This is a genomic window from Mycolicibacterium aurum, from assembly GCF_900637195.1.
GTDB classification, from domain to species: Bacteria; Actinomycetota; Actinomycetes; order Mycobacteriales; family Mycobacteriaceae; genus Mycobacterium; species Mycobacterium aurum.
Genome location: NZ_LR134356.1, coordinates 4,681,426 through 4,704,321, shown reverse-complemented (window position 1 = coordinate 4,704,321; position 22,896 = coordinate 4,681,426). Strand labels below are relative to the sequence as shown.

The following is a 22,896-nucleotide window of genomic DNA, read 5'->3' as shown; positions in this document are numbered from 1 at the left end:
GGAGAGCAATTGACCGATCGACACGGGAGGCAACGTGACGAGCATACCGAGGGCGGGGAGCCGATGAACGGCCCAGCGACGACGTTTCTTGCGGCGATGACCGTCGCACGCCTGATCGCCAACACCGGCATCGCCATAGCGGACCTCGGCCGTGCCAGGTTCGTGTTGGCGAACTCGGCGGAGGTGGGCGTACCCGCCCGGTGGATCCCTCGCCTGGCGGCGCTGAAGCTTGCGGGAGCGGCCGGGTTGCTTCTCGGTCTCCTCGCAGTACCGTGGCTGGGCCTGGCGGCCGCGACCGGACTGGTGATGTTCTTCATCGGGGCAGTTGGCGTGCACGTACGGACGAAGGTGTTTCACAACCTGGCGTTTCCGGTGACGTTCCTGCTCCTGGCTGTGGCTGCATGTGTGTACTTCGCCGGTGCGGTTGCCTGGCCAGGTGAATGAGGACCCTCGACGCAGGAATTTGGGATACCCGAACTTCGGTGGGAGTAGTTCCCAAACTTATTGCGCCAGAGCCTATTTGGCGCTGCCCGGGTTGCGGGTATCGCGGACGGGCGTGTACGGTGGTTGCAACGAAGGGGAGTAGCCCCCAATCGGCAATCGACATACTGGCTCAGCGGCGATCACCGCCGGGCCCGGTTGTCCGAACCGGCCTTTTTGACCGGTGGGCGAGACCTTCGGCCGCACAGACCATTTGGGGTGCCGGCCGGAGGTGTGTCCACATTCTCCGAACGGCAGCCACTGACACCGAGGGGTTATGGTGTTCGCCGCACTGCTGCTGAGTTTCGCCGTCATTTTCGTCGCCGAGCTGGGGGACAAGACCCAGCTCGTCGCGATGATGTTCGCGCTTCGGTACCGGTGGTGGGTGGTGCTGTCGGCGATCGCCGTCGCGACCACCGCGGTGCACGTCCTGTCGGTGGCGATCGGCCACTACCTCGGGGCGGCGCTGCCCACGCATCTGCTCGGGCTCATCGCCGGCGCGATGTTCATCTTCTTCGGGCTGTGGACACTGCGCGGTGACAGCCTCTCCGACGAGGAGGCCTCACGAGCCGCCAAAGCCACCGCACCGGCATTCTTCGTGGTCACCTCGGCGTTCGTGCTCGCCGAACTCGGCGACAAGACCATGCTCGCGACCATCACCCTCGCCGCGGACAACAACTGGCTCGGCGTCTGGATCGGCTCGACCATCGGTATGGTCGCCGCGGACGGGCTGGCCATCCTGGTCGGGGCCGTTGCAGGCAAGCATCTCCCCGAACGGCTGATCCAGATCACCGCTGCGGCGTTGTTCCTGTTGTTCGGGGCCTACATGCTGCTGGAGAACACCTTCCAGTCCGCGCCTGTGGCTCTGGTCGGCGGCATCGCGCTGGCGCTCGTGCTGGCATTCGGTGGCATCCTGCTGGCTCTGCCCGACCGCCGTCGACCCGCGGTGCTGCGCAGCACAGTGGTCCACGACAGCGATGACCGGGAACTCGACACCGATCATTCGCCGGAGAGCGAGATCGGTGCGTCCCGCCGCCCTTCGGAGTGACCCGGGGGGCCGTCAGATGGCGACGACGGACCTGATCGCGATCTGGGCCGTCTCACAGTGGCGGCACGTCAGTGGCCGGACCTTCAAGCGGACATTGGCGATTCGCAACGCGCGCTGACACATCGGATACGGACACCCGCAGGACAGCGTCACCCACCACTGCGCGGGATGGGCCAGCGGACCGCAGAACTTGCGGCAGGTGCACTGGATTTCGGGCTCGAAGTCCAGCTCCGCGAGCGACGGCTCGTGCAGGGTGGTCACGGGGACCAAGGCTAAAGTCAGGGTCGAGAGTTTTCCGGTAGGCGCGCGCGAACTGTGCGAACTCGCGTCCGCCGGGGCGTTCGCGAGTCCGCACAGTGGGCCGGGCGGGCTACAGGCGAATCCAACGGCCCAGGAACCAGAAACCCCAGCCGTCTCCGTTGCCTGCCGGCAGCGGCTGCACCCGTTGGCCTTCGTGCATGAACGGCTGGTGGTCCTGGCGAGCGGCGTTGATGTCGCGACGCTGCCAGTCGTTGTTCTGCTGCTGCTGCGGTGCCGGCTGGCACGCAGCGGTGCCCGGCTGCCCGCACGGTCGACCAGGGTCGGCGCCGGCCACTCCCGCACCGGAGGAGAACAGACCCGCCAAAGCAATTCCGGCGGCCACCGCCGAGGTGCCCACGGCGCGGGTGAGTTTCATGATTGCTCCATTCGTCATCGTCACTGTGAGGCGCGCTGCCGCACCGGGACGACGGTAGGAACGCAGTGTTGGTCGCGCCTGTGGTGGTATTAGGCGCCGGCTGTGCGGCCGCTCACGATCTCAAAATGATTGACGCCAGCGAAGATTGAATGTTCAGCGCGGTCTGCTGACGTGAGCGCCCGCGTCGCCGGGCAGCCGCAGCGTTTCCACCAGGGTCAAGGCCAGCACTGCGCCGAGCACGAGGAACGTCAGTGGGTACGACCCCAGCACCGTCAGAAGCAGTGCGGCAACCGCGATCCCCAGGCCGGCGGCCAGCTCCTGGACGGTGGCGTTCAACGTATTCGCGTGGGTGAGCTGATCGCCGTCGACATCCGCGAACGCCAGGCTGTTGTAGGCGGTGAATCCGATCGACCGCAGCGCGCCGCTGACGTAGAGGACGGCCGCGATCACCACGACCGGCGTATCGGAATTCAGCGCGGCCAGCACCCCGAACCATGCCACCGAGATCGCGGCGTTGACCAGCAGCACCCGTTTGATGCCGAATCGCCGCATGAGCGGTGTCGTTGTGGGTTTGATCGTCAGGTTGCCGATGAACAGCGCGGCCACCATCAACCCCGCGGAGAAGGGCGACCAGCCGAACTCAAGCTGGAACAGCAGTGGCAGCAGGAACGGCACCGCGGTGATGACGAGTCGGTACAACGATCCACCCGACACCGTGATGCGCAGCGTGGGCACCCTCAGCACCGAGAGCCTGACCAACGGGGATCCGGTACGACGCAGATACCAGAGCGCGGCGGTGAGCAGCCCGACCGCGACGACGATGCCCCCGGCCACCAGCGTCCAGTCGGTACCGCTGACGCGGATGTGCTCCAGGGCCAGCAGTGCGGTAGCGATTCCGGTGCCGACCAGAAGCAGACCGCGCCAGTCGAGCGGCGTGGTGGCCGGAGCCGGGCCGCCGCGAATCAGTCTGACCGCGAACAACAGTCCGATGACGCCGATCGGGATGTTGACGAAGAAGATCCACCGCCACGACCCCACCGTCGCGACGGCCCCGCCGAGCACGGGAGCCACCACGGGTGCGGTCAGGGCCGGCCAGGTGAGCAATGCGATGGCGCGCACCAGGTCTGATTTCGCGCTGAACCTCAAGACCGCGAGCCTGCCGACCGGCACCATCATCGCGCCGCCGACCCCCTGCAGCACGCGCATCGCGACCAGCATCGGCAGCGAGACGCTGAGTGCGCACCCCACCGACGCCACCGTGAAGATCGCGATCGCGGCGATGAACACCGGCCGGATCCCGAATCTGTCGGCCACCCAGCCGCTGGCCGGGATCAGCACCGCGACGGTGAGCAGATAGGCCGAGATGGCGATGTTCACGTCGACCGCAGAGACCCCGAACGACGCTGCGATGGCCGGGATCGCCGGGACGATGATCGTGGCGTCCAGAATCTCCATGAACAACGCCCCGGCCACGAGCAGCGCCATGCCTCGCGGGAACGAGGAGTGCGGCGCTGCTGCAGACACGGGTCCCAAACCTAGACGGCAGCCGCGGACCCCGCAGTCCGGGCTCGGGTCAGTTGGCGCAGTTCAGCGAAACGGTCGCCTTGGGTTTCGCTGCGGTGGTGAACACGTTGAGGTCGTCGTCGTCGATCAGGGTGAACTGATTGGGCGCCCGTGACGTCCGCACCCCGATCACGGTGCATTCGTTCAGTGGCCCGTTGCCGACCCGGCTGATGGTGACGTTGTAGCCCTGGGCCTGAAGCCCGTTGATGGTGTTGGCAGCCGTGTCGGCCTGCGCCGGTGAGGCGAGGGCCAGTGCGGCACCGAGCGGCATCAGGGCGGCGGCGAGAAACTTGGTCATGGGATAGCTCCTTGGATGGATGTGTCACTGGCGTGATCACGGCAAACCGTGGTGAGACCATCGTCGCGACGCGCAGGCGGCGGCGCTTGGAGCTGAAGTGGAGATTCCATGGAGAACACGGGCCGGGCTGTCGTCGCTGCTAAAGCACTTTGGACAGGAAGTCTTGAAGACGCGGGTGCTTGGGGTTGTCAAACAGCTCCGCGGGCGGAGCGTCCTCGACGATGTTGCCGTCCGCCATGAAGAGCACCCGCGAGGCCACCTCCCTGGCGAACCCCATCTCGTGGGTCACCACGACCATGGTCATGCCACCCTCGGCCAGGTCCCGCAAGACCTGGAGAACATCCCCGACCATCTCGGGATCCAGAGCGCTGGTCGCTTCGTCGAACAACATGATCGACGGGTTCATCGCCAGCGCCCGTGCAATCGCTACGCGCTGCTTCTGGCCGCCGGACAGCGTCGCGGGTTTCACGTGCGCCTTCTCGGCGAGGCCGACCTGGTCGAGGAGTTCCAGAGCCTTCTTCTCGGCCGCCTCCTTGGTCATCTTCTTCGTCAGCAGGGGCGCCAACGTCACGTTCTCGATGACCGTCATGTGGGGGAAGAGGTTGAAATGCTGGAACACCATTCCGATGTGCTGGCGCACCTTGTCCAGGTTCACCTTGGGATCGGTGAGGTCGAACTCGTCGACCAGTACCGTGCCGCCGGAGATGTCCTCCAATTTGTTCAGGCACCGCAGGAATGTCGACTTGCCCGAGCCGGAAGGACCGATGACGCAGACCACTTCGCCGTGACTGATCGTCGTGGTGATGCCGTCGAGGACGAGAAGGTCACCGAACGACTTCTTCAGGCCGTCGATACGGATCTTCACCTTGCCCGCGGGCTCGGCGGCCGCGGATTCGGTTACCAGTTGGTTCATTTCACGAGCCTCTTTTCCAGCCGGTCCGAGAGCTTGGTCAATGCCATGATGACGATGAAGTAGATGATCCCGATGATGAGCCACATCGTGAAGGATTGGTAGTTGCGGGCGATGATCAGCCTGCCGGTCTGCGTCAGCTCGGCGATACCGATGACCGACAGGATCGACGTGTCCTTCAGCGTGATGACGAACTGATTGACATACGACGGGATCATGGTCCGAATAGCCTGCGGCAGAATGACTTTGCGCATGGTCGGCAGGTATCCGATACCCAGACTGCGGGACGCCTCCATCTGGCCCTTGTCGACCGACAGAATCCCGCCACGCACGATCTCGGTCATGTACGCGCCGGCGTTCAGTGACAGCGTGATGATGCCGGCCGTGAGCGCCGTCATCTGGAACTCGAGGGCTGACGGGATGCCGAAGTAGATGAAGAACGCCTGAACCAGAAGTGGTGTGCCGCGGAAGATGTCGACGTAGGTGGTGCCGATGGCACGCAGCCAGATCGACCGCGACACCCGGAACAACCCGAAGAGCACCCCGAGTACCAGCGCGATCGCGATGGACACGACCGTCAGGATGAGCGTCATCTGCAGGCCTTCGAGCAGGATGGGGAAGGTGCTCTTGAGCAGCCCGAAGAACGAGTTGTCGGTCTCCGCGGCAGCCTCGCCCAGATAGCTCTCGATGATCTCGTCGTAGCGGCCGGACGCCTTGAGGTTCTTCAGGCCCTCGTTGAACTTCGTGAGCAGCTCTGCGTTCTGGCCTTTGTTGACGGCGAACCCATAGCTCGAGCCCTGCTCCTTCGGTGTGACGGTCTTGAAGCCGTTGCCCTGCTGGATGCCGTACAGCAGCACCGGGTAGTCCTCGAAAACCGCGACCGAGTTTCCGGTCTTGACCTCCTCGAACATCGATGCCGAATCGGCGAAGGAGACGATCTCGAATCCGTATTGATCCTTGATGGAGGCGGCGAACTCGGCGCCCTCCGTGCCGTTCTTGACGGCGACACGCTGGCCTTTCAGGTCGGCGTAGGACGTGATGTCCTCGTTGCTGTCGAGGACCGCCATCTGCACACCCGACTCGAAGTACGGGTCGGAGAAGTCGAATACGGCCTTGCGTTCGTCGGTGATGGACATGCCGGCGATGACACCGGAGGCCTGGTTGGCCTGCACCGCCTGCAGCGCCGCATCGAAGCCGAGGGGCTTGATGTCGACGGTGAAGCCCTGATCCTCGGCGATATCGCGGATCAGGTCCATGTCGATTCCGACCAGATCGCCGCTGGCGTCCTGGAATTCGAATGGTGCGAACGTCGTGTCCGTCGCGATCACATAGGTGGGTTCCTGCGCCGACGATGTCGCAGGAGACAGCATGCCGGTTCCGAACAGCGCCGCGAGCAGCGCCACCAGCACAGCTGCGGGCCGACATCGCCCGGCTCTCCGGTGGTGGTCGTGCGTTGACCGTCGAGCGCGCATTCATGCCTCCCGCGTGTGGTGCGACGTGGCCGGTTGGTGAGTGTCACGCTAACGGCCCGAAACACCTCACGCGGACGTTCGGGGGGATGACTGCCGACCGCATGCCCGAGGCCGCGGCGGACCAGCAGGTGGCTCAGCCGGCGACGACGCCGTTGTAGATCGGGCAGTACGCGTTGACCGCGCCGACCATCAGCCTCGTGGCCTGGTCCTCGTTGACACCCTCGCCGAGAAGCGAATTGATGATGTCGGCTCGGATCGCGGCCGGGCTGACGCTGTTCGAGCTGCCCTCGGCGACGATGTCGCAGACGTTGTTGCCCGCCTCGACGGCCTCGTCCGGGGTTGCGAACGTCAGGCCCAGTTCCGTGACCACGGCCAGGAATTGGGTGTCTGCCTCGGTGGCGTGGGCGGCCGGAGTGGCCACCACGGCGACGGCTGCGAGGACGCCGCCGGCCAGGACCGAGAGCCGGGTGCGAGTGGCACGCATGGAGCCTCCTGTGGGATGTCTGTGCGGATGCTATCCGCCACGCGGGGCAGAACCCGCGATTGGCGTGGCCTCGCTGCGCGGCTGCGCGGTGGACGAGGTGCACGGGAGGGGGCGGAAGTAGCGGTCCGTGCACCGGCACGTCGGAGACTTCGATAATCTGTACGAGGTTTCCACAGTTTCGGCGCCGGGTTCAGACTGCAGCCTCCCGACCTGATCCGCGACCAATCCGGTCCGGATGTATCCAATGAGACGAGGCAAGGACGTGCAGCAGCAATTCACCGAGCGCGAGGTCAACGGAGTGGTGGTCGTCGCAGCTGCCGGTGCCGTCGACATGCTGACGGCGCCACAGTTGCAGGAAGTGATCGCCGCCGTCATCGAGCGCAAGCCCGCGGGTCTGATCATCGATCTGACCGACGTGGACTTCCTCGCATCGGCGGGAATGCAGGTGCTGATGGTGACTCGGAACCTGGTTGCCGGCACCATCAGGCTCGCCGTGGTCGCCGACGGACCGGCCACCAGCCGTCCGCTGAAGATCACCGGCGTCGCCGACTACATCGATCTCTTCTCCTCTCTGGATGTCGCCCTGAACAATCTGGCCGGCTGAGGTCACCGTCGTCGGCGCTGTGACCGGCCCATTTGACACATAGACGAACTAGGCGAACTGTCCTGGCCGGTGCGCGGGTAAATTGGCCTGCGATGACACTCACGTCCATCCGCAGCAGGTCGGCCGACTGCCGGCGCTTGACCATCGCGTCGACGTCGCTGGCCTTCGCGTGCCGCACCGAAGGCCGTGGTTCCACCAGGCAGGCCACGGTGTCGGTGTGCGGCGAAGTGGACGCGGGCAATGCCAAGTCGTTCGCCCACACCGTCCGCGAAGCCGCCGGCGGCAGTGCCGCTCTGGTGCTCGACCTCACCGAGGTGCACTTTCTGGCTTTCGACGGCGCATCGGCGCTGTACGCGATCAGTGCACATCTTGCTCGCGAAGAGGTCAGTTGGTGCGTGGTCCCCAGCCCGGCGGTGTCGCGCGTGCTCCAACTCTGCGACCCCGAGGGATTGATCCCGGTGGCCGAGATCTCCTCGGTGCGGGACGCGAAGCCGGCCTGACAGCGTCCGCGTGTCAGCCGTTCCAGCGAACACACGCCAAGACCGTGGCCGGTTGGTCGGGTCCGGCGGATCCCGCACCGACGCCTTCTCCTCGGGGATTTCCGGCGTTTGCTGTCGTGTCGCGCTGTGATATGGCACTCAGTTCGTTCGGCAAAGCTAAGAAAACTATACGAATACTTTTGCGCTCAGCCGGTTTGCTCCGGTTGCCCGAGGAATTCAACGCGCTGTTCATGGGGTGTTCACTCAATTGCTGGGGAAAGATAACAAAAGCATAACGACTTTATTCTTAAGTGTGCCCTGAGAGCCTTCGTCGAATTTCGTCGATCGGGCGAATTCGGTAGTCGTGACCTTGATTTCGCGTCGCTACACTCGATCCAGATCACTCCCGAACTGGGGGGCAATGCCGTAAAGGCCGGAGTCGAGTGCCAGGTAGAGGTTGTACCGGCGGAGGTACCAGAGAAATATGGCAAACTTTTTGATGCCCAAGGGGCATGTGATGACTGACGATAAATCTGCGTCCCACGGGGCCGATGAGTCGGCTGTGAACGTTCTGCCGAGTGACGCCATCTTCGAGCAGCGGTTCTCGGGCTCCCACGGTCCGGTGGGCGACCTCGCGGCCGCCGACAGCAGGGTGGTGCTGGCCAACGCCGCGCACGACAGCGTGACCGTGGTCGACGCAGGCACGCTGGCGCCCGTGGACACCGTCGCACTCGGCGGCGAGCCGACCGCGGTGGTCGTGTCCGACGGCCGCGCCTATGTCAGCGTTGCCGGGGACAGCCACGACGCCGTGTGCGTCGTCGACCTCGACACCTGCACCGTTCTCAAGACCTACCCGCTGGCATCCGGAGTCACCGCACTGACGGTGAGCGCGGACGGCAAGCGCGTCTACGCGGGCAGGACCACCCAGGACCGCGTGGACGTCGCGGTCATCGACATCACCGCCGAGCGTGTCGGCACCATCGAGATCGGCCGGGGCCCGGCCGCCAACATCGACGCTCTGCGCGTCGACCCCTCGGGTAAGCGGCTGTACGTAGCCGTCACCGACACCCGCGGCAGCAAGCTCGTCGTCGTCGATGCCGAGACGTCGAGGACCGCTCGGGTCGTGCCGGTCGGTTCGCCTATCCGCGACATCGGGCTCGCCGGCGGAGCGGCCTATGTCCTGACGTCCGACCGCGCGGTGGGCGGCGCAGTGCACGTGATCGATCTGGCGACGATGAGGACGACCGACATGGTCACCGTCGGCGGCGCGCCCACCCAGCTGGTGACCAGTCCCGACCAGACGCGCGCCTACGTCGTCGACTTCGACCGGGTCGTCGTGCTGTGCACGCTGAGCCTGGATGGCGTCGATTCGCTGAAGGTGGATGCGCGGCCGTCGTGTGTCACGCCGTCGGTGGACGGCTCGCGGATGTACGTCGCCGACTACGCCGGCGGGGTCAGCGTGTTCTCGGTGGAGTCGTCGATCGAGGCGATGTATTCGCAGTTCCTCGTCACCGACCCGATCGCACTGAGCGTGTCCCACGCGCTGCACGCGCCGCGGACCCTGCAGCCCGTCACCGTCTGACCGGGACGCTCGCCGGCGGCGCCCGTCAGCGCCACTGATAGCGCGTCTTCGGCCGTCCCGCCTTGCCGTAATCGGTATGCCGCCGAACCGTGCCCTCGTCCGCCAGGCGCTCCAGGTAGCGCCACGCCGTCACCCGGGACACGCCCACCTGCTTGGCCACCTCGTCCGCTGTGACGCCGTCCGGGTTCTCCCTGAAATCGCGTACCGCGCGCGCGATTTCGTCGTTTGTACCGGCGGCTCCGCCCTTGGGAGCCGCCGACCGGTCGGGGCCGACGCGGAGCTCCGAGAGTGCGCGGTCGACCTCGGCCTGGCTGGCTGCGTCGGTACCGGCAGGCAGGGCGTCCCGGTAGCGCCGGTAACGCTCAAGGCGGTCGCGGAACGCGGCGAAGGTGAAGGGCTTGAGCAGGTAGGCGAGGGCCCCGTGCCCGACCGCGGCGCGCACCATTTCCAGGTCCCGCTCAGAGGTGATCGTGATGATGTCCGGTGCGGGCCGCAGACCCGATAGGGCCGACGCGAGTGAGATTCCGCTGGCGTCCGGCAACCCGATATCGAGCAGGACGAGGTCGATCGGCGTCTCCGCGGCTGCGGCCTCGGATGCCGTGCGCATAGCGTCGCGCGCCGTGTGGACCACGGCCACCACCGAAAAGCCTTCCAGGCGGCCCAGGTAGGTCTGATGGGCCTCGGCGATCAATGGCTCGTCCTCGACGATCAGCACGTTGATCATCGCCGTGGCACCGTGACCGTCACGACCGAACCGTACGTCACGTCGGCGGTGAGATGGCCGTCATGGCGTTTCACCACCTGCGCCACCAGCGCCAGCCCCAGCCCGTGCTGGTCGGCGTCGGCGCCGGACTTCGTCGAGTAGCCCCGCCGCATCGCCCTCTCGAAGGTCCCCGGGTCCATCCCCTCGCCACTGTCGGCCACCCGGATCAGCAGCCGGTCGTCATTCTGATTCACGGTCACCTCCACCCACGGGTTCTCCGGATCGCAGGCATCCATGGCGTTGTCGATGAGATTGCCCGCGACGGTGACCATTTCCTGCCCGGTCAGCAGCAGATCGTCGGTGCCGGTGGGCAAGACGGTGTCCTCGGTGATGGTCAACTCGATGCCGCGCTCGTCGGCCTGTGCTGCCTTGCCGAGCAGCAGCGCCACCAGCGCAGGTTCGCCCACCGCGGCCGACAACCGGTCGACCAGTTGCTGGGACAGTTCCAGCTCGGCCGTGGCGAACGTGACGGCCTCCTGGGCCCGGCCCATCTCCACCATCGTCACGACGGTGTGCAGTTTGTTGGCCGCCTCGTGCGCCTGCGACCGCAACGAATCGGTGAGCACCTTGAGCGAGGTGAGTTCCCCTAGCGCACCCTGCAATTCGGTACGGTCGCGGACGGTCACCACCTCGGAACCGCCGGCATCGGAGCCGTCCTCGACACGGGAACGGTTCACCACGAGCACCCGGTCGTCGGTGACGTGGATTTCGTCGCGGGCGCCCGGGTTGTAGGTACGGAGGAACTCCGGCAGATCCGACGCCGCCACGTTCCCTGCGGGCAGCGACAGCAGTCGGCGCGCCTCGTCGTTGACCAGGGCGACCCCGTTGTCGTCGAGCACGATCAGGCCTTCGGACACCGAATGCAGAATCGCGTCGTGGTGGTCGTACATCACCCGAAGTTCGCCAGGGCGCAGGCCGCGGGTCTGGCGCAGCAGGCGGCGGCGGATGCCCCACACGCCGACCAGTGAAACAGCAAGGGCGCCAAGGCCTACCGCGGCGATGATGGGCCACTGCGCCCGCCAGCGCTCGGCCAGACTCTGCTGCAGGATGCCGGCGGCGACGAGGCCGATGACCCGGCCGTCGGCGTCGTGCACCGGCGCGACGGCGCGAATCGACGGCCCGAGCGTTCCGGTGTAGACCTCGGTGAACGATTCGCCGCGGAGTGCGGGATCGATGGTGCCGAGGTAGGCGCCGCCGATCTGGGACGGATCGGTGTGCGTGTACCGGGTGCGATCCGGCGCCATGATCGTGATGAACGCGATGTCGGTGTGCCTGCGCACCAACTCGGTGACCGGCTGCAGGATCTGCGTGGCCTGTCCGGACTCGATCGCCGCGGCCGTGGACGGTGAGTCCGCCAGCGACGTCGCAATGCCCAGCACCTGCTCCTCTGCCGCCGCGTCGCCGTCCTGCCTGGCGTCCAGCAGCGCCAGCGCACTCCCGGCCACCACGATCACCGTGATCACCAGGATCTGCAGCGCGATCGCCTGCCCGGCCAACGACTGTGGCCACAGGGATCGGGTGCGTCGCATTGCGCAAGGACCTTCCGTCTGAACGTAATGAACTAAAACGTGACCTGGCTCACGCCCTGGCAGACCATCCTTTCAGACCTTTTACCGAGTTGAGTCTTGAGGAGAACCAGATGACCACCACGATGAGCAGGCCACCGGCGCCTGAGGAGCCCAAGAAGAAACGCGATCGCACCCACTGGCTCTATATCGCGGTGATCATCGCGGTGATCGCCGGAGTCGGCGTCGGCATCCTTGCCCCCGAGGTCGGCAAGAGCGTCGGCGTGCTGGGCACCATGTTCGTCGCGCTGATCAAGATGATGATCGCCCCCGTCATCTTCTGCACGATCGTCCTGGGCATCGGCTCGGTCCGTAAGGCCGCGACCGTCGGCAAGGTCGGCGGGCTCGCCTTCGTCTACTTCCTGGCGATGTCGACCTTCGCGCTGGGCATCGGCCTGGTGGTCGGCAATCTGCTGCACCCCGGCGAGGGGCTGAACGTCAGCGACTCCGCGGGCAAGGGCGCCGAGCTCGCCGAGAAGGCACACGAATCCGGCGGGTTGCTCGACTTCATCCAGGGCATCATCCCGACGTCCCTGTTCTCGTCGCTGACCGAAGGCAGCGTGCTGCAGGCGCTGTTCGTAGCCCTGCTGGTGGGTTTCGCGCTCCAGGGTCTCGGGTCGGTCGGCGAGCCGATCCTGCGCGGCATCGAGCACCTGCAGCGGCTCGTGTTCAAGGTGCTGGTGATGATTCTCTGGCTGGCCCCGATCGGTGCGTTCGGTGCCATCGCCAACGTGGTGGGGCAGACCGGCTGGGCGGCCGTCGGCCAGCTGATGGCGTTGATGGCCGGCTTCTACGTGACCTGCACAATCTTCGTCTTCGGCGTGCTCGGCTCGCTGCTGCGCTTCGTCACGGGCATCTCGATCTTCAAGCTGGTCCGCTACCTGGCCCGCGAATACCTGCTGATCGTGTCGACCTCGTCGTCGGAGTCCGCGCTGCCGCGTCTGATCGCGAAGATGGAGCACCTCGGTGTCGACCGCTCCACCGTCGGCGTCGTCGTCCCGACCGGCTACTCGTTCAACCTCGACGGCACTGCGATCTACCTGACCATGGCGTCACTGTTCATCGCAGGCGCACTCGGCGATCCGCTGTCGCTGGGTGAGCAGATCGGCCTGCTGGTGTTCATGATCGTCGCCTCCAAGGGCGCCGCGGGTGTCACCGGCGCCGGACTGGCCACCCTCGCCGGCGGCCTGCAGGCGCACCGTCCCGACCTGCTCGACGGTGTCGGGCTGATCGTCGGCATCGACCGGTTCATGTCCGAGGCGCGGGCGCTGACCAACTTCTCGGGCAACGCAGTGGCCACCCTGCTGGTCGGCTCGTGGACCCACACGATCGACAAGGGCAAGGTGAATTCCGTTCTGGCGGGCGATGATCCGTTCGACGAGCTCACGATGCTCGATGCGGATCACGACTCCCGTGCCGAAGAGCCGACGCAGGCGAAAGCCCCTGCGACGGTGTAGGGCACGAGTAGAAGAGGCCCGGCCGGCTCCCTATCCCGGCCGGGCCTTTTCGTGCGTGCGGGTGGGTCGCGAATGCACGGTTTCTGACGAATTCCGGCGGCGGTCTCAAGCGGTGGTTGCAACAGTGGGTGGGTTGAACGGGTTGGACAGTAGTTCGTCGAGGGCTTCGGCGGGTGTTTTCCAGCCCAGCGTCTGGCGGGGCCGCCGGTTGAGTTTGGATGCCACGACGTCGAGATAGTCGGCCGGAAACACCGATAAGTCAGTGCCTTTGGCAAACCACTGACGCAATAGTCCATTGGTGTTCTCGTTGGTTCCGCGCTGCCAGGGCGAGTGCGGGTCGCAGAAGTAGATATCGAGCTCGGTCGCTGCGGCGATCTGGATGTGGTTAGACATCTCCTTGCCCTGGTCCCAAGTTAGCGTTTGACGCAAGATCTGCGGCAGCGTCGCCATTTTGGCCACGATCGCCTCCTGGACCGCTTCAGCACCGTGGCCATGAGGCAGATGCAGCAGCATCGTGAAGCGTGTCGTGCGTTCCACCAGAGTGCCGATGGCAGATCCGGACTTGGTGCTGCCCATGATGAGATCGCCCTCCCAATGCCCAGGCACGGCACGATCGGCCACCTCGGGCGGGCGCTCGCTGATGTTGATCATGTTCGGGATACGACCGCGGCGCTCACCGCTGCGCCGACGCGGTGTGCGCAACGCCCGCCCGGTGCGCAGGCAGGTGTGCAACTCACGACGTAAACCGCCCCTGCCCTGCAGGTAAAGGGCCTTGTAGATGGTTTCGGCAGACACCCACATCTCCGGATCGTCGGGAAAATCGCGCCGCAGCCCGGCGGCGATCTGAGCGGGGCTGTGGAACTCTTCTAACCGAGTCTGTACCTCGGTGCGCAGTCGGTCGCTGCCGGCCAGCACACCCGTCTTGGGTCGACGCGCCCGGCGTTGGCTTTTCGACTGTGCCACCGTGGCCCGGTAGCGCGGCTTCCGTTCTGGTCCACCACGCCACGGGGCACCGAATCGATACTGCGGCCGGTAGTGATTGCGGCCGATCACGCTGTTGTTCTTGATCTCCCGCGAGATCGTCGACGGCGCTCGTCCCAGCCGCCGCGCGATGTCACGTACTGGATCCCCGGCGGCCACCCCTAACGCGATCTCTTCGCGTTCTTCAAAACTCAACCGCGGTCGTCGGCGCGGCCCTGGTCGCACCTGGTGTGGTTTCACGCCACCCACGGCAGCAAACCAACCGTGCCCAGCACTAGCAGACACGCCGACAGCCACACCGGCTTCCCGCGGCGACAAACCCTGACCTATCAGCCGCCAAAACTCATCAACAACAGACCTCACCGGAGACGGACGCATCACAGCCCCTAACTAGGAACTGTTGCAAACACCCCTAGAAGCCAAAGGCTGAAATCCATCAGAAACCGTGCGCTCGGGACGAATTCAGGCCGAAATCCGTCAGAAACCGTGCACTCGGATCGAATTCAGCTCGCGCAGTCGAGTGTCACCGAGATCGATTGGCGCACGACGACGTCGATGACCTCGAAGTCGTCGGCACCGTCGTGGTGACCGTGCCCGTCCCGGTCGACGACTTTCACCGGCTGAACCACCTGCTGCGGGTTTCGCACCTCGGTGACGGTGCACTCTTCCAGCGGGGCGCTTCCGATCCTGTCGACGTTGACGGTGTAACCCGCCAACTCGAGCTGCTCGATCACCACAATCGGATTCTGGTCCTCGGCGGCCGCCTGGCCCGCCGGGCTCAGCGCCACACCCAGTGCCGCTGCTGACGCAATCCATGCTGCGCGCATGGTCGAACCTCCGTCCTGCCCGACCTGCCCAGTACATCGCTGCGGCACGACTGGGCGTTTCGGGCGCCGAATTGGGATCGGTAGTGACCCGACCGGCTTCTACTTGGTGCACTCGAACAGTTCGAGACCTCGTCATGGAAGGACCAGGGCATGGTCACTCGCCACGCTGCCGGGCGCATCACACTGTTGATGGCCCTCGCGGCAGTACTGCTCGCCGTGGGGTGCGCCCAGCATCGCGCGAGCGAACCGACGACACCGGCGCGCTCGGCCACGCCTGCCCCGGCCACGCAGAGCGCTACCCAGGTAACGCCATCGCCATCGCCATCGCCGGAGGCGACGTCAACCACTCCGGTCGAGCCCGCAATTCCTCAGCCCTGCTCGGACGCCGACCTCACCGTCACCGCAGGCCCGGTCGAGTCCGTGGACACGATGCGCCGGGTGGTCATCTCGTTCACGAACACCTCGCCCGAATTGTGTTATCTCACGGGCTATCCCGCGGCGGATCTGGTGACAGGAGGCGGCGGCGTCCTCGTCCGCGTGGCGAAGCGGCCCGCCAACGCCGCGCCCCGCCTGGAGCTGCACCCGGGTGAGGTTGGGTCCGCCGACGTGCAGACGTCGGCCGTCGACACCGCCACCGGTGACCCGTGCGGACGGATCGGCACGCTGGTCGTCACACCGCCCAACAACGTCGAGTCGCGTCTCCTCGAGATCAACGTGCCGATCTGCGACGCGACCATCAGCTCTGTCGGCTGAGCCGCGAGAAGCTACCGCTCGGCGCGCTGGTAGGCCGTGACGACGGCGGCGCCACCGAGCCCGATGTTGTGCTGCAGGGCCGCGGTGACGCCCTCGACCTGACGCTTGTCGGCGGTGCCGCGCAACTGCCACGTCAACTCGCTGCACTGCGCCAGCCCGGTGGCACCCAGCGGATGCCCCTTGGAGATCAGCCCGCCGGACGGGTTGACCACCCACCGGCCGCCGTAGGTGGTGTCGTTGTCGTCGATCAGCTTGGGTGCCTCACCCGGGCCGCACAGACCGAGGGCTTCATAGAGCAGCAATTCGTTGGCCGAGAAGCAGTCGTGCAGCTCGATGACCTGGAAGTCCTCCGGGCCGAGGCCGGACTGCTGGTAAACCTGCCGGGACGCTTGAACATTCATGTCGTGGCCGATGACATTGGCGGCGCTGCCGTCGAATGTCGACGCGAAGTCGGTGGTCATCGCCTGGCCGACGATCTCGACAGCCTGCCCGGCCAGGCCGTGTTTGGCCACGTAGTCCTCGCTCGCCAGCACCACCGCGGCCGAGCCGTCCGAGGTGGGTGAGCACTGCAGCTTGGTCAGCGGGTCGGAGATCATCTTGGCGCCCAGGATGTCGTCGAGGGTGTACTCGTCCTGGAACTGCGCGTACGGATTGTTCACCGAATGCTTGTGGTTCTTGTAGCCGATCTTCGCGAAATGTTCGGCGGTGGTGCCGTACTTCTTCATGTGCTCACGGCCTGCCGCGCCGAACATCCACGGCGCCACCGGGAACTGCATCGCGTCGATCTCGTTGAGCGCCAGAATGTGTCGCTTCATCGGGGATTCGCGGTCGTCGGCGCCGCCACCCAGTGAGCCCGGCTGCATCTTCTCGAAGCCGAGCGCGAGCACGCAATCGGCGAGGCCGCCGCGGATGGCCTGCGCACCCAGGTACAGCGCGGTGGACCCGGTTGAGCAGTTGTTGTTGACGTTGACGATCGGGATGCCCGTCATGCCCAGCTCGTACAGGGCGCGCTGACCCGAGGTCGAGTCGCCGGAGCAGTATCCGACGTAGCCGTGCTGGATCTCGGTGTAGTCGATGCCGGCGTCCTGCAGCGCCTTGGTCCCGGACTCGCGCGCCATGTCGGGGTAGTCCCAGCCTTCGCGGCGGCCCGGCTTCTCGAACTTCGTCATACCGACGCCGACGACAAACACCCGGTTCATGAAGATCCCTTTCGCTGCGTTGCGGTCCCAATTTAGCCGGGGCTATCCGAACTCCAACCACCAGTTGTGCAGATCGTCCAGGCTGGGCCCCTGCGCGTCGGCCAGCAGCAGGCTCCCGTCGTTGGTCCACACGACGTCGGGGTTGTCGTTGTACGTGCCGCAGGCGATCTGCCCGGCCACCTCGTCCGGCGTCTCGGTGTAGTGCCATGTGGTCGGCGAGTCGATACCACTGGCCGGGCACTGCAGCAGCTCGGAGTTGACCCCGATCGCCTCCTGGAACGCGGCGTCCAGAGCGGCCTGGTCGCCGAACAGCGAATACCGGGTGAACGCCGGCCCGTTCGGCATGGTGGTCTGCGAGCAGTCCACCGTCGCGAGGGCCGACGCCGCAGGCGGGGAGACCGGCTGGCAGTTCGAGCTGTCGTGACCTGCCGACAGCAACGCCATCAGCTGCTGGTCATACGACTCCGTGGGAGGCGGCGGGGCAGTCGAGGTGCGGGTGCGACGCGTCGGTTCCCGCGACGGCGTGGTCTCGGCGGCCGACGAGGTCGGGCTTGATGCGACGGGCCCCGACGTCGAATCGCCGGGCTTGACCACCAACCAGATACCGACCGCCACAAGGGCGAGGACGATCACGGCCGCGGCGCCGAGGATGAGGATCATCGGCCCCTTGGACCCGCCCGACGGCGGTGGCGGCGTCGCTGCCCAACCGGGTGGCGGCGCGCCGGGCGGCGGCGGGGGAGGGTAGCTGCCCGCGTAGGCCGGAGTGCCGCCGTACGCAGGCGAAGGCGGCGGTGGGGTGGCGCCGTATCCCGGTGGCGGGGGTGGGGGCGGCAGCGGAGCCATCATGGTCGCGTCCTGGCCGCGCTGCAGGATCGACGCCGCCTGGTCCTGATCGGTGCTGGTCAGCGCGGCGGTGGCGGCCCTCGCCATCTCGCCCGCGGAGTCGAACCGATCTTCCGGGCGTTTGGCCATCCCACGGGCCACGACGTCGTCGAGTCCTGCCGGAATGCCCGGCCGCATCCGGCTGGGTGTCGGCGCGGGCTGGTTGAGGTGGGCGGTGATGACGACGCTGACACTGTCGCCCTGGAAGGGCTGCGACCCGGTGAGACATTCGTGCAGCACGCACGTGAGTGCATACACGTCGGCGCGGTGGGTGACCTCGCCGTTGGTGAAACGCTCCGGGGCCATGTACGAGTACGTCCCGACCGCGGTGCCGAGCTCGGTGAGCGCCTCGTCGGTGACCGCGTTCGCGATCCCGAAGTCGACCAGATAGGCGAAGTCGTCGCGGGTGAGCAAGATGTTCTCGGGCTTGACGTCGCGATGGGTGATGCCGGCCCGGTGCGCCGCGTCCAGCGCCGAGGCGATCTGAGCGACGATCGCCGTCGCGCGGGCCGGGGACATCGCGCCCTGCTCCTTGAGCACCTTGCGCAGATCGGTGCCGTCGATCATCCGCATGTCGACGAACAGCAGCCCGTCCACCTCGCCGTAGTCGTGGATCGGTACCACGTGCGGCTCCTGTAGCCGTCCCGCCGCATGGGCCTCTCGCTGCAGCCGCTTACGGAACACCGGATCGTGGGAGACCCCATCCGGCAACAGTTTCAGGGCGACGACGCGGTCCTTCACGGTGTCGTAGGCCTCGTAGACCTCGCCCATTCCGCCCTTGCCGAGCAGTCGCCGGAGCTGGTAGGGGCCGACCTGGGAACCCACGCGCGAACCCTGCTGCGGATCGGTCATCGCGGCTCCTCGGGAGTGTTATTCCGGCGAACACACCCTAATCCGGTCGATCCGGCCGCATGGCCTCAATCGACGCCCCCGCCTCACCGGTTGCGGCTTTCGGCTCCGGTGCGGACCGCCCCTGGTGTACATGTGAGTAGAACGTGTTCTAGTTCGGGGGCCTGGGAGGAGACGACATGGCACTTCGCGTCGTGCAGTGGGCGACCGGCGGCGTGGGCGTCGCCGCGGTCAAAGGAGTGCTGGAGCACCCCGAGCTCGAACTGGTCGGCTGCTGGGTGCATTCGGCGGCCAAGGCCGGCCGCGACGTCGGCGAGATCATCGGGGGCGACGCGCTCGGTGTCACCGCCACCAGCAGCCTCGACGAGATCCTGGCGCTGGACGCCGACGCGGTGATCTATACGCCGCTGATGGCCGACACCGACGACGTGGTGGCGCTGCTGAAGTCGGGGAAGAACGTCGTGACCCCGGTGGGCTGGCTGTACCCCAGCGAGCGCAGCGGAGCGCAGGTACGGGAAGCGGCCCTGCAGGGCAACGCGACGCTGCACGGCACCGGTATCGCCCCCGGCGGAATCAGCGAGAAGTTCCCGCTGATGCTGTCGGCGATGTCGACCGGTGTGACGTTCGTGCGCGCCGAGGAGTTCTCCGACCTTCGCACCTACGAGGCGCCGGACGTGCTGCGCCATGTCATGGGTTTCGGCGAATCGCCCGACAAGGCACTCACCGGGCCGATGCAGAAGATGCTCGACTCGGGGTTCATCCAGGCCATCCGGATGTGCGTCGACCAGCTGGGTTTCGCAGCCGACCCCAAAGTGCGTGCAACTCAGGAGATTGCGGTGGCAACCGCGCCGATCGACTCTCCGATGGGGACGATCGAGCCCGGCCAGGTGGCGGGCCGCAAGTTTCACTGGGAGGCGCTGGTCGGCGGCGAACCGGTGGTGCGGGTGACCGTGAACTGGTTGATGGGCGAGGAGAACCTGGATCCGGCCTGGTCGTTCGGGCCCGAGGGACAGCGCTACGAAATGGAGGTCCAGGGCAACCCGGACTTCACCGTGTCGGTGAAGGGCTTTCAGTCCGATGTCGGCGCAGATGGCCCCGAGTACGGCGTGGTGGGGACTGCGGCGCACTGCGTCAATTCCGTTCCCGCGGTGTGTGCCGCGGAGCCCGGTATCGCCACCTACCTGGACCTGCCGCTGATCAGCGGGAAGGCCGCACCGCGCCTGCGGTGACTAGCATCGCCGGTATGGCCACCGTCTGCGATCGCGTGAGCTGACATGTGTCGGCTGTTCGGGTTGCACGCGGGGGTGCCGGTCGCCGCGACGTTCTGGTTGATCGACGCCGCGGACAGCCTCGCCGAACAGAGCCGCAGAAACCCCGACGGAACCGGTCTCGGGGTCTTCGACGCAGCAGGACACGCGGTCGTCTCCAAGCAACCGGTAGCCGCCTGGGAGGACACCGAGTTCGCATGTGAGGCAAGAGAACTGACGGGTACGACGTTCATCGCGCATGTCCGTTACGCATCCACCGGGGTACCGGACGTGACGAACACCCACCCTTTCCTGCAGGACGGCAGACTGTTCGCCCACAACGGTGTGGTGGAGGGCCTCGATCTGCTCGATGCGCACCTGACCCGACTCGGCACGCGTGCTCTGGTGGCCGGGCAGACAGATTCTGAGCGGGTCTTCGCGCTCATCACGGCGTCTATCCGGTCCTGCGGTGGCGACGTGGACGCCGGTCTGCTCGCGGCGGTGGGGTGGCTCGCCGACAACGTGCCGATCTACGCGCTGAACCTGCTGCTGTGCACCGCGACTGACATGTGGGCTCTTCGGTACCCCGACACCCACGACCTGTTCCTCCTCGATCGCCGACAACCGGCTGCACACGCTGATTTCGAGCTGCGCAGCAACAGAATTCACGCGCGTTCGCGCAACCTCGGTGATGCGCCGTCGGTGGTGTTCGCCACCGAACGCATGGATGACGATCCGGCGTGGCGCCCGCTCGGTGACGGCGAACTCGTCCATGTGGGGCCGGACCTCCGGATCACGTGCACCACCGCTGCGGTGCCACCGCCACGGCACCGGCTGACGATCGCCGACTTGAGTTCCTCCGCCGCGGCCAGCCAGAGTGTCGGGTAGACGGAAGGAACTGGCAATGACACACGCGACGCGTGCACTGGTGCTTGCCGGCGGCGGACTTGCCGGGATTGCCTGGGAAACCGGCCTTTTGCTGGGAATCTGCGACGAGGCGCCCGCTGCGGGGCGGGCACTGCTGGACTCCGACGTGCTGCTCGGCACGTCAGCGGGTTCCGCGGTCGCAGCCCAGATCGCCGGTGGGGCGACCTTGGACCACTTGTTCGCCCGTCAGCTGTCGGACGCCGAAGGAGCACACGAGATCCATCCGGGTGTCTCGGTGGAGGGCATCACCGAGCTGTTCCTGGCCGCGGTGCTGACCCCGGACACCTCCAAGGAACAGAAGCTGCGGATGATCGGCGCCGTTGCCGCGACCACCGACACCGTGCCAGAAGCGGTACGCCGCAAGGTGATCGAGCACCGACTGCCGTCCCACCAGTGGCCCGAGCGGGTGCTGCGTGTCACGGCGATCGACATCGCGACAGGCGAACTCGTCGTGCTGGACGCGGCGTCCGGCGTCGGACTCGTCGACGCGGTGGCCGCCAGCTGTGCCGTACCGGGAGCCTGGCCGCCGGTGACCGTCGGTGACCGCCGGTTCATGGATGGCGGCGTCGGCAGCTCTGTCAACATGTCCGCGGTCGGGGACTGTGGCGTGGCGGTGGCGCTGGTGCCGTCCGCCGTCGACAGTCCATCGCCGTGGGGGACCGGCACCGCCGCCGAGATCGAGGCCTTCGACGGTGCGACACTGGCAGTGTTCGCCGATGCCGATGCGCTGACGGCGTTCGGCCCGAACCCGCTTGACCCGGCATGTCGCGCCCCCGCGGCACAGGCGGGACGGGCGCAAGGCCGTCGCGAGGCCAGCCGGGTGTCCGAATTCCTAGGTCTCTGAGCGGTGCTCCGCGCCGGTCTGCGACCCCTGCCCGTCGATCGCGTCGAGCGCGACGTTGGCGAGCTCCTGCCCGATTTCGATGACCTCGTTGGCGCGGTGAAAATCCAGGCTGCGGCACACCGTGCGCGGGACCTCGATCAACAGGTCGGGTGGATACGCCGCCAAGGTATGGCGGGCCAGCGCGGCCTGGGCGATGTCGATCACCCGGTACATCACCTCGAATCCGCCCAGCTTCGGGATGGCAGCGATGCTCTGCCCGCCGGCAGTCTCCTCGAGGACCTCGTCGTCACCGGCGACGAAACGCCCGAGCACTGCACGGCCCGTGGACGTGTCGAGCAGTGACCGGGCGGCCTTGGTGTCCAGCAGGGACGAGGAGCTGCGCCACATCCGGTTGAGCCAATCCGCGGTGGGCGGGCGCGATTCCCGTCCGCGCCGCTGTGCCTCCGGGTCATCCCCGGAGATGCTGACGGCGATCGTGACGTCGGCGTTCACGGCGGCGATGGGTGCCATGGGCAGCGGATCGAGGATGCCGCCGTCGGCCAGCAACCGTCCGTCGAGGACGTGCGGGGTGATCACGCCGGGGATGGCGATCGAGGCACGGATGGCGTCGTCGACCCGTCCGCGCTGCATCCACACCGACTTCCCGGTGATGAGGTCTGTCGCCACCGATGTGTAGGGGATCGGCAACTCCTCGATCGTGACCTCGCCGAGGATGTCGCGGACGGCGTCGAGGATCTTCTCGGCACGGAGCACGCCGGCCGAGGTCATCGAGGGGTCGAGCAGCCGCAGCACCGCACGCTGGGTCAAAGAGCTTGCCCACAGCGCGAATTCGTCGAGGTTCCCGGCAGCCTCCAGGCCCCCCACCAACGCGCCCATCGACGAGCCGGCGATGCCGACGATCTCGTGGCCGCGTTCCTTGAGCTCGTTGATGACCCCGATGTGGGCGTAGCCACGTGCCCCGCCGCTGCCCAGAGCCAGTGCGACCCGCATGCGGCCATTCTGACGT

The 22,896-nt window shown here is 66.5% G+C and carries 24 protein-coding genes; 10 read left to right on the top strand and 14 right to left on the bottom strand.

The features are described from left to right. Positions 1 to 63 precede the first annotated feature (63 nt). Both EL337_RS22085 and EL337_RS22080 read left to right on the top strand, forming a co-directional pair. The gene (locus tag EL337_RS22085) at positions 64 to 444 is read left to right on the top strand and encodes a DoxX family protein (RefSeq protein WP_048632926.1); all 381 of its coding nucleotides are present in this window, start codon (positions 64 to 66) and stop codon (positions 442 to 444) included. A gap of 316 nt (positions 445 to 760) precedes the next feature. Beyond that, positions 761 to 1,528 carry a TMEM165/GDT1 family protein gene (locus EL337_RS22080; RefSeq protein ID WP_048632987.1) on the top strand — a complete coding sequence of 256 codons (768 nt, stop codon included), beginning with the start codon at positions 761 to 763 and terminating at the stop codon, positions 1,526 to 1,528. A 12-nt stretch (positions 1,529 to 1,540) separates the two neighbouring features. Here the strand turns inward: EL337_RS22080 and EL337_RS22075 are convergent, their stop codons facing one another. The 7 genes from EL337_RS22075 to EL337_RS22045 all read right to left on the bottom strand — a co-directional run bounded on the left by EL337_RS22075 (position 1,541) and on the right by EL337_RS22045 (position 6,931). Beyond that, positions 1,541 to 1,789, bottom strand: coding sequence for a hypothetical protein (locus EL337_RS22075; RefSeq protein ID WP_232786813.1), 249 nt, complete (start codon positions 1,787 to 1,789; stop codon positions 1,541 to 1,543). 109 nt (positions 1,790 to 1,898) lie between these two features. Next, the gene (locus tag EL337_RS22070) at positions 1,899 to 2,204 is read right to left on the bottom strand and encodes a hypothetical protein (protein ID WP_048632927.1); all 306 of its coding nucleotides are present in this window, start codon (positions 2,202 to 2,204) and stop codon (positions 1,899 to 1,901) included. 153 nt (positions 2,205 to 2,357) lie between these two features. Then, positions 2,358 to 3,689 (bottom strand): MFS transporter, encoded by a 1,332-nt coding sequence (locus EL337_RS22065; protein ID WP_048632928.1) that lies wholly within the window; start codon positions 3,687 to 3,689, stop codon positions 2,358 to 2,360. A gap of 88 nt (positions 3,690 to 3,777) precedes the next feature. Next, positions 3,778 to 4,065, bottom strand: coding sequence for a hypothetical protein (locus EL337_RS22060; RefSeq protein WP_048632929.1), 288 nt, complete (start codon positions 4,063 to 4,065; stop codon positions 3,778 to 3,780). Positions 4,066 to 4,204: 139 nt separating this feature from the next. Further along, positions 4,205 to 4,978 (bottom strand): amino acid ABC transporter ATP-binding protein, encoded by a 774-nt coding sequence (locus EL337_RS22055; RefSeq protein WP_048632930.1) that lies wholly within the window; start codon positions 4,976 to 4,978, stop codon positions 4,205 to 4,207. Beyond that, complete coding sequence (locus EL337_RS22050) at positions 4,975 to 6,378, bottom strand: amino acid ABC transporter substrate-binding protein/permease (RefSeq protein ID WP_109860136.1); 1,404 nt, start codon at positions 6,376 to 6,378, stop codon at positions 4,975 to 4,977. Before EL337_RS22050 ends, EL337_RS22055 begins: the two co-directional genes overlap by 4 nt. Positions 6,379 to 6,580: 202 nt before the next feature. Beyond that, positions 6,581 to 6,931 carry a DUF732 domain-containing protein gene (locus tag EL337_RS22045; protein WP_048632931.1) on the bottom strand — a complete coding sequence of 117 codons (351 nt, stop codon included), beginning with the start codon at positions 6,929 to 6,931 and terminating at the stop codon, positions 6,581 to 6,583. A gap of 244 nt (positions 6,932 to 7,175) precedes the next feature. Here EL337_RS22045 and EL337_RS22040 point away from each other — a divergent pair, with 244 nt between their 5' ends. From EL337_RS22040 to EL337_RS22030, 3 genes are all read left to right on the top strand, one after another. Next, positions 7,176 to 7,535 (top strand): STAS domain-containing protein, encoded by a 360-nt coding sequence (locus EL337_RS22040; RefSeq protein ID WP_048632932.1) that lies wholly within the window; start codon positions 7,176 to 7,178, stop codon positions 7,533 to 7,535. A gap of 92 nt (positions 7,536 to 7,627) precedes the next feature. Continuing rightward, positions 7,628 to 8,035, top strand: a complete 408-nt coding sequence (locus EL337_RS22035) for an STAS domain-containing protein (protein WP_048632933.1) — start codon at positions 7,628 to 7,630, stop codon at positions 8,033 to 8,035. Positions 8,036 to 8,531: 496 nt separating this feature from the next. Beyond that, a complete protein-coding gene (locus tag EL337_RS22030; protein WP_232786814.1) occupies positions 8,532 to 9,596 on the top strand; it encodes an MmpL3/TtfA transport complex stabilizer in 1,065 nt (354 codons plus the stop codon). 25 nt (positions 9,597 to 9,621) lie between these two features. Here the strand turns inward: EL337_RS22030 and EL337_RS22025 are convergent, their stop codons facing one another. Both EL337_RS22025 and EL337_RS22020 read right to left on the bottom strand, forming a co-directional pair. After that, positions 9,622 to 10,320, bottom strand: a complete 699-nt coding sequence (locus EL337_RS22025) for a response regulator (RefSeq protein ID WP_048632935.1) — start codon at positions 10,318 to 10,320, stop codon at positions 9,622 to 9,624. Continuing rightward, positions 10,317 to 11,888 (bottom strand): sensor histidine kinase, encoded by a 1,572-nt coding sequence (locus EL337_RS22020; RefSeq protein ID WP_048632936.1) that lies wholly within the window; start codon positions 11,886 to 11,888, stop codon positions 10,317 to 10,319. The genes EL337_RS22025 and EL337_RS22020 overlap by 4 nt, the downstream gene beginning before the upstream one ends. A 110-nt stretch (positions 11,889 to 11,998) precedes the next feature. Here EL337_RS22020 and EL337_RS22015 point away from each other — a divergent pair, with 110 nt between their 5' ends. Then, positions 11,999 to 13,381: a cation:dicarboxylate symporter family transporter gene (locus EL337_RS22015; protein WP_048632937.1), complete on the top strand. Its 1,383-nt coding sequence runs from the start codon at positions 11,999 to 12,001 to the stop codon at positions 13,379 to 13,381. Positions 13,382 to 13,486: 105 nt separating this feature from the next. Here EL337_RS22015 and EL337_RS22010 read toward each other — a convergent pair whose 3' ends face one another. Then, positions 13,487 to 14,740 carry an IS30 family transposase gene (locus EL337_RS22010; RefSeq protein ID WP_048632584.1) on the bottom strand — a complete coding sequence of 418 codons (1,254 nt, stop codon included), beginning with the start codon at positions 14,738 to 14,740 and terminating at the stop codon, positions 13,487 to 13,489. A 125-nt stretch (positions 14,741 to 14,865) separates the two neighbouring features. Continuing rightward, positions 14,866 to 15,189, bottom strand: coding sequence for a hypothetical protein (locus tag EL337_RS22005; protein ID WP_048635252.1), 324 nt, complete (start codon positions 15,187 to 15,189; stop codon positions 14,866 to 14,868). Positions 15,190 to 15,339: 150 nt separating this feature from the next. Here EL337_RS22005 and EL337_RS22000 point away from each other — a divergent pair, with 150 nt between their 5' ends. Continuing rightward, positions 15,340 to 15,942: a DUF4232 domain-containing protein gene (locus EL337_RS22000; RefSeq protein WP_083443285.1), complete on the top strand. Its 603-nt coding sequence runs from the start codon at positions 15,340 to 15,342 to the stop codon at positions 15,940 to 15,942. Between the two features lie 11 nt (positions 15,943 to 15,953). On the opposite strand, the gene EL337_RS21995 is transcribed toward EL337_RS22000, so the two are convergent. Further along, on the bottom strand, positions 15,954 to 17,141 hold the full coding sequence (locus tag EL337_RS21995; RefSeq protein ID WP_048635250.1) for a lipid-transfer protein: 1,188 nt from the start codon (positions 17,139 to 17,141) through the stop codon (positions 15,954 to 15,956). Positions 17,142 to 17,183: 42 nt separating this feature from the next. Next, the gene (locus EL337_RS21990; RefSeq protein WP_048635249.1) at positions 17,184 to 18,875 is read right to left on the bottom strand and encodes a serine/threonine-protein kinase; all 1,692 of its coding nucleotides are present in this window, start codon (positions 18,873 to 18,875) and stop codon (positions 17,184 to 17,186) included. A 176-nt stretch (positions 18,876 to 19,051) separates the two neighbouring features. Between EL337_RS21990 and EL337_RS21985 the strand changes: the two genes are divergently transcribed. The 3 genes from EL337_RS21985 to EL337_RS21975 are packed head-to-tail and all read left to right on the top strand — an operon-like array spanning position 19,052 to position 21,890. Further along, positions 19,052 to 20,101, top strand: coding sequence for an NAD(P)H-dependent amine dehydrogenase family protein (locus tag EL337_RS21985; protein ID WP_048635248.1), 1,050 nt, complete (start codon positions 19,052 to 19,054; stop codon positions 20,099 to 20,101). A gap of 45 nt (positions 20,102 to 20,146) precedes the next feature. Beyond that, on the top strand, positions 20,147 to 21,007 hold the full coding sequence (locus EL337_RS21980) for a class II glutamine amidotransferase (RefSeq protein WP_048635247.1): 861 nt from the start codon (positions 20,147 to 20,149) through the stop codon (positions 21,005 to 21,007). Between the two features lie 16 nt (positions 21,008 to 21,023). Continuing rightward, positions 21,024 to 21,890, top strand: a complete 867-nt coding sequence (locus EL337_RS21975) for a patatin-like phospholipase family protein (RefSeq protein WP_048635246.1) — start codon at positions 21,024 to 21,026, stop codon at positions 21,888 to 21,890. On the opposite strand, the gene EL337_RS21970 is transcribed toward EL337_RS21975, so the two are convergent. Beyond that, positions 21,879 to 22,880 (bottom strand): patatin-like phospholipase family protein, encoded by a 1,002-nt coding sequence (locus EL337_RS21970; RefSeq protein ID WP_048635245.1) that lies wholly within the window; start codon positions 22,878 to 22,880, stop codon positions 21,879 to 21,881. The two genes, EL337_RS21975 and EL337_RS21970, sit on opposite strands and share 12 nt — an antisense overlap. Positions 22,881 to 22,896 lie beyond the last annotated feature (16 nt).

Bases quoted from the DNA above. Each gene is read 5' to 3' on its own strand.
- EL337_RS22085 (WP_048632926.1), top strand. From the start codon at position 64: ATGAACGGCCCAGCGACGACGTTTCTTGCGGCGATGACCGTCGCACGC.
- EL337_RS22070 (WP_048632927.1), bottom strand. From the start codon at position 2,204: ATGAAACTCACCCGCGCCGTGGGCACCTCGGCGGTGGCCGCCGGAATT.
- EL337_RS22065 (WP_048632928.1), bottom strand. From the start codon at position 3,689: ATGGCGCTGCTCGTGGCCGGGGCGTTGTTCATGGAGATTCTGGACGCC.
- EL337_RS22060 (WP_048632929.1), bottom strand. From the start codon at position 4,065: ATGACCAAGTTTCTCGCCGCCGCCCTGATGCCGCTCGGTGCCGCACTG.
- EL337_RS22055 (WP_048632930.1), bottom strand. From the start codon at position 4,978: ATGAACCAACTGGTAACCGAATCCGCGGCCGCCGAGCCCGCGGGCAAG.
- EL337_RS22045 (WP_048632931.1), bottom strand. From the start codon at position 6,931: ATGCGTGCCACTCGCACCCGGCTCTCGGTCCTGGCCGGCGGCGTCCTC.
- EL337_RS22040 (WP_048632932.1), top strand. From the start codon at position 7,176: ATGAGACGAGGCAAGGACGTGCAGCAGCAATTCACCGAGCGCGAGGTC.
- EL337_RS22035 (WP_048632933.1), top strand. From the start codon at position 7,628: ATGACACTCACGTCCATCCGCAGCAGGTCGGCCGACTGCCGGCGCTTG.
- EL337_RS22030 (WP_232786814.1), top strand. From the start codon at position 8,532: ATGACTGACGATAAATCTGCGTCCCACGGGGCCGATGAGTCGGCTGTG.
- EL337_RS22025 (WP_048632935.1), bottom strand. From the start codon at position 10,320: ATGATCAACGTGCTGATCGTCGAGGACGAGCCATTGATCGCCGAGGCC.
- EL337_RS22020 (WP_048632936.1), bottom strand. From the start codon at position 11,888: ATGCGACGCACCCGATCCCTGTGGCCACAGTCGTTGGCCGGGCAGGCG.
- EL337_RS22015 (WP_048632937.1), top strand. From the start codon at position 11,999: ATGACCACCACGATGAGCAGGCCACCGGCGCCTGAGGAGCCCAAGAAG.
- EL337_RS22010 (WP_048632584.1), bottom strand. From the start codon at position 14,740: ATGCGTCCGTCTCCGGTGAGGTCTGTTGTTGATGAGTTTTGGCGGCTG.
- EL337_RS22005 (WP_048635252.1), bottom strand. From the start codon at position 15,189: ATGCGCGCAGCATGGATTGCGTCAGCAGCGGCACTGGGTGTGGCGCTG.
- EL337_RS22000 (WP_083443285.1), top strand. From the start codon at position 15,340: ATGGTCACTCGCCACGCTGCCGGGCGCATCACACTGTTGATGGCCCTC.
- EL337_RS21995 (WP_048635250.1), bottom strand. From the start codon at position 17,141: ATGAACCGGGTGTTTGTCGTCGGCGTCGGTATGACGAAGTTCGAGAAG.
- EL337_RS21990 (WP_048635249.1), bottom strand. From the start codon at position 18,875: ATGACCGATCCGCAGCAGGGTTCGCGCGTGGGTTCCCAGGTCGGCCCC.
- EL337_RS21985 (WP_048635248.1), top strand. From the start codon at position 19,052: ATGGCACTTCGCGTCGTGCAGTGGGCGACCGGCGGCGTGGGCGTCGCC.
- EL337_RS21980 (WP_048635247.1), top strand. From the start codon at position 20,147: ATGTGTCGGCTGTTCGGGTTGCACGCGGGGGTGCCGGTCGCCGCGACG.
- EL337_RS21975 (WP_048635246.1), top strand. From the start codon at position 21,024: ATGACACACGCGACGCGTGCACTGGTGCTTGCCGGCGGCGGACTTGCC.
- EL337_RS21970 (WP_048635245.1), bottom strand. From the start codon at position 22,880: ATGCGGGTCGCACTGGCTCTGGGCAGCGGCGGGGCACGTGGCTACGCC.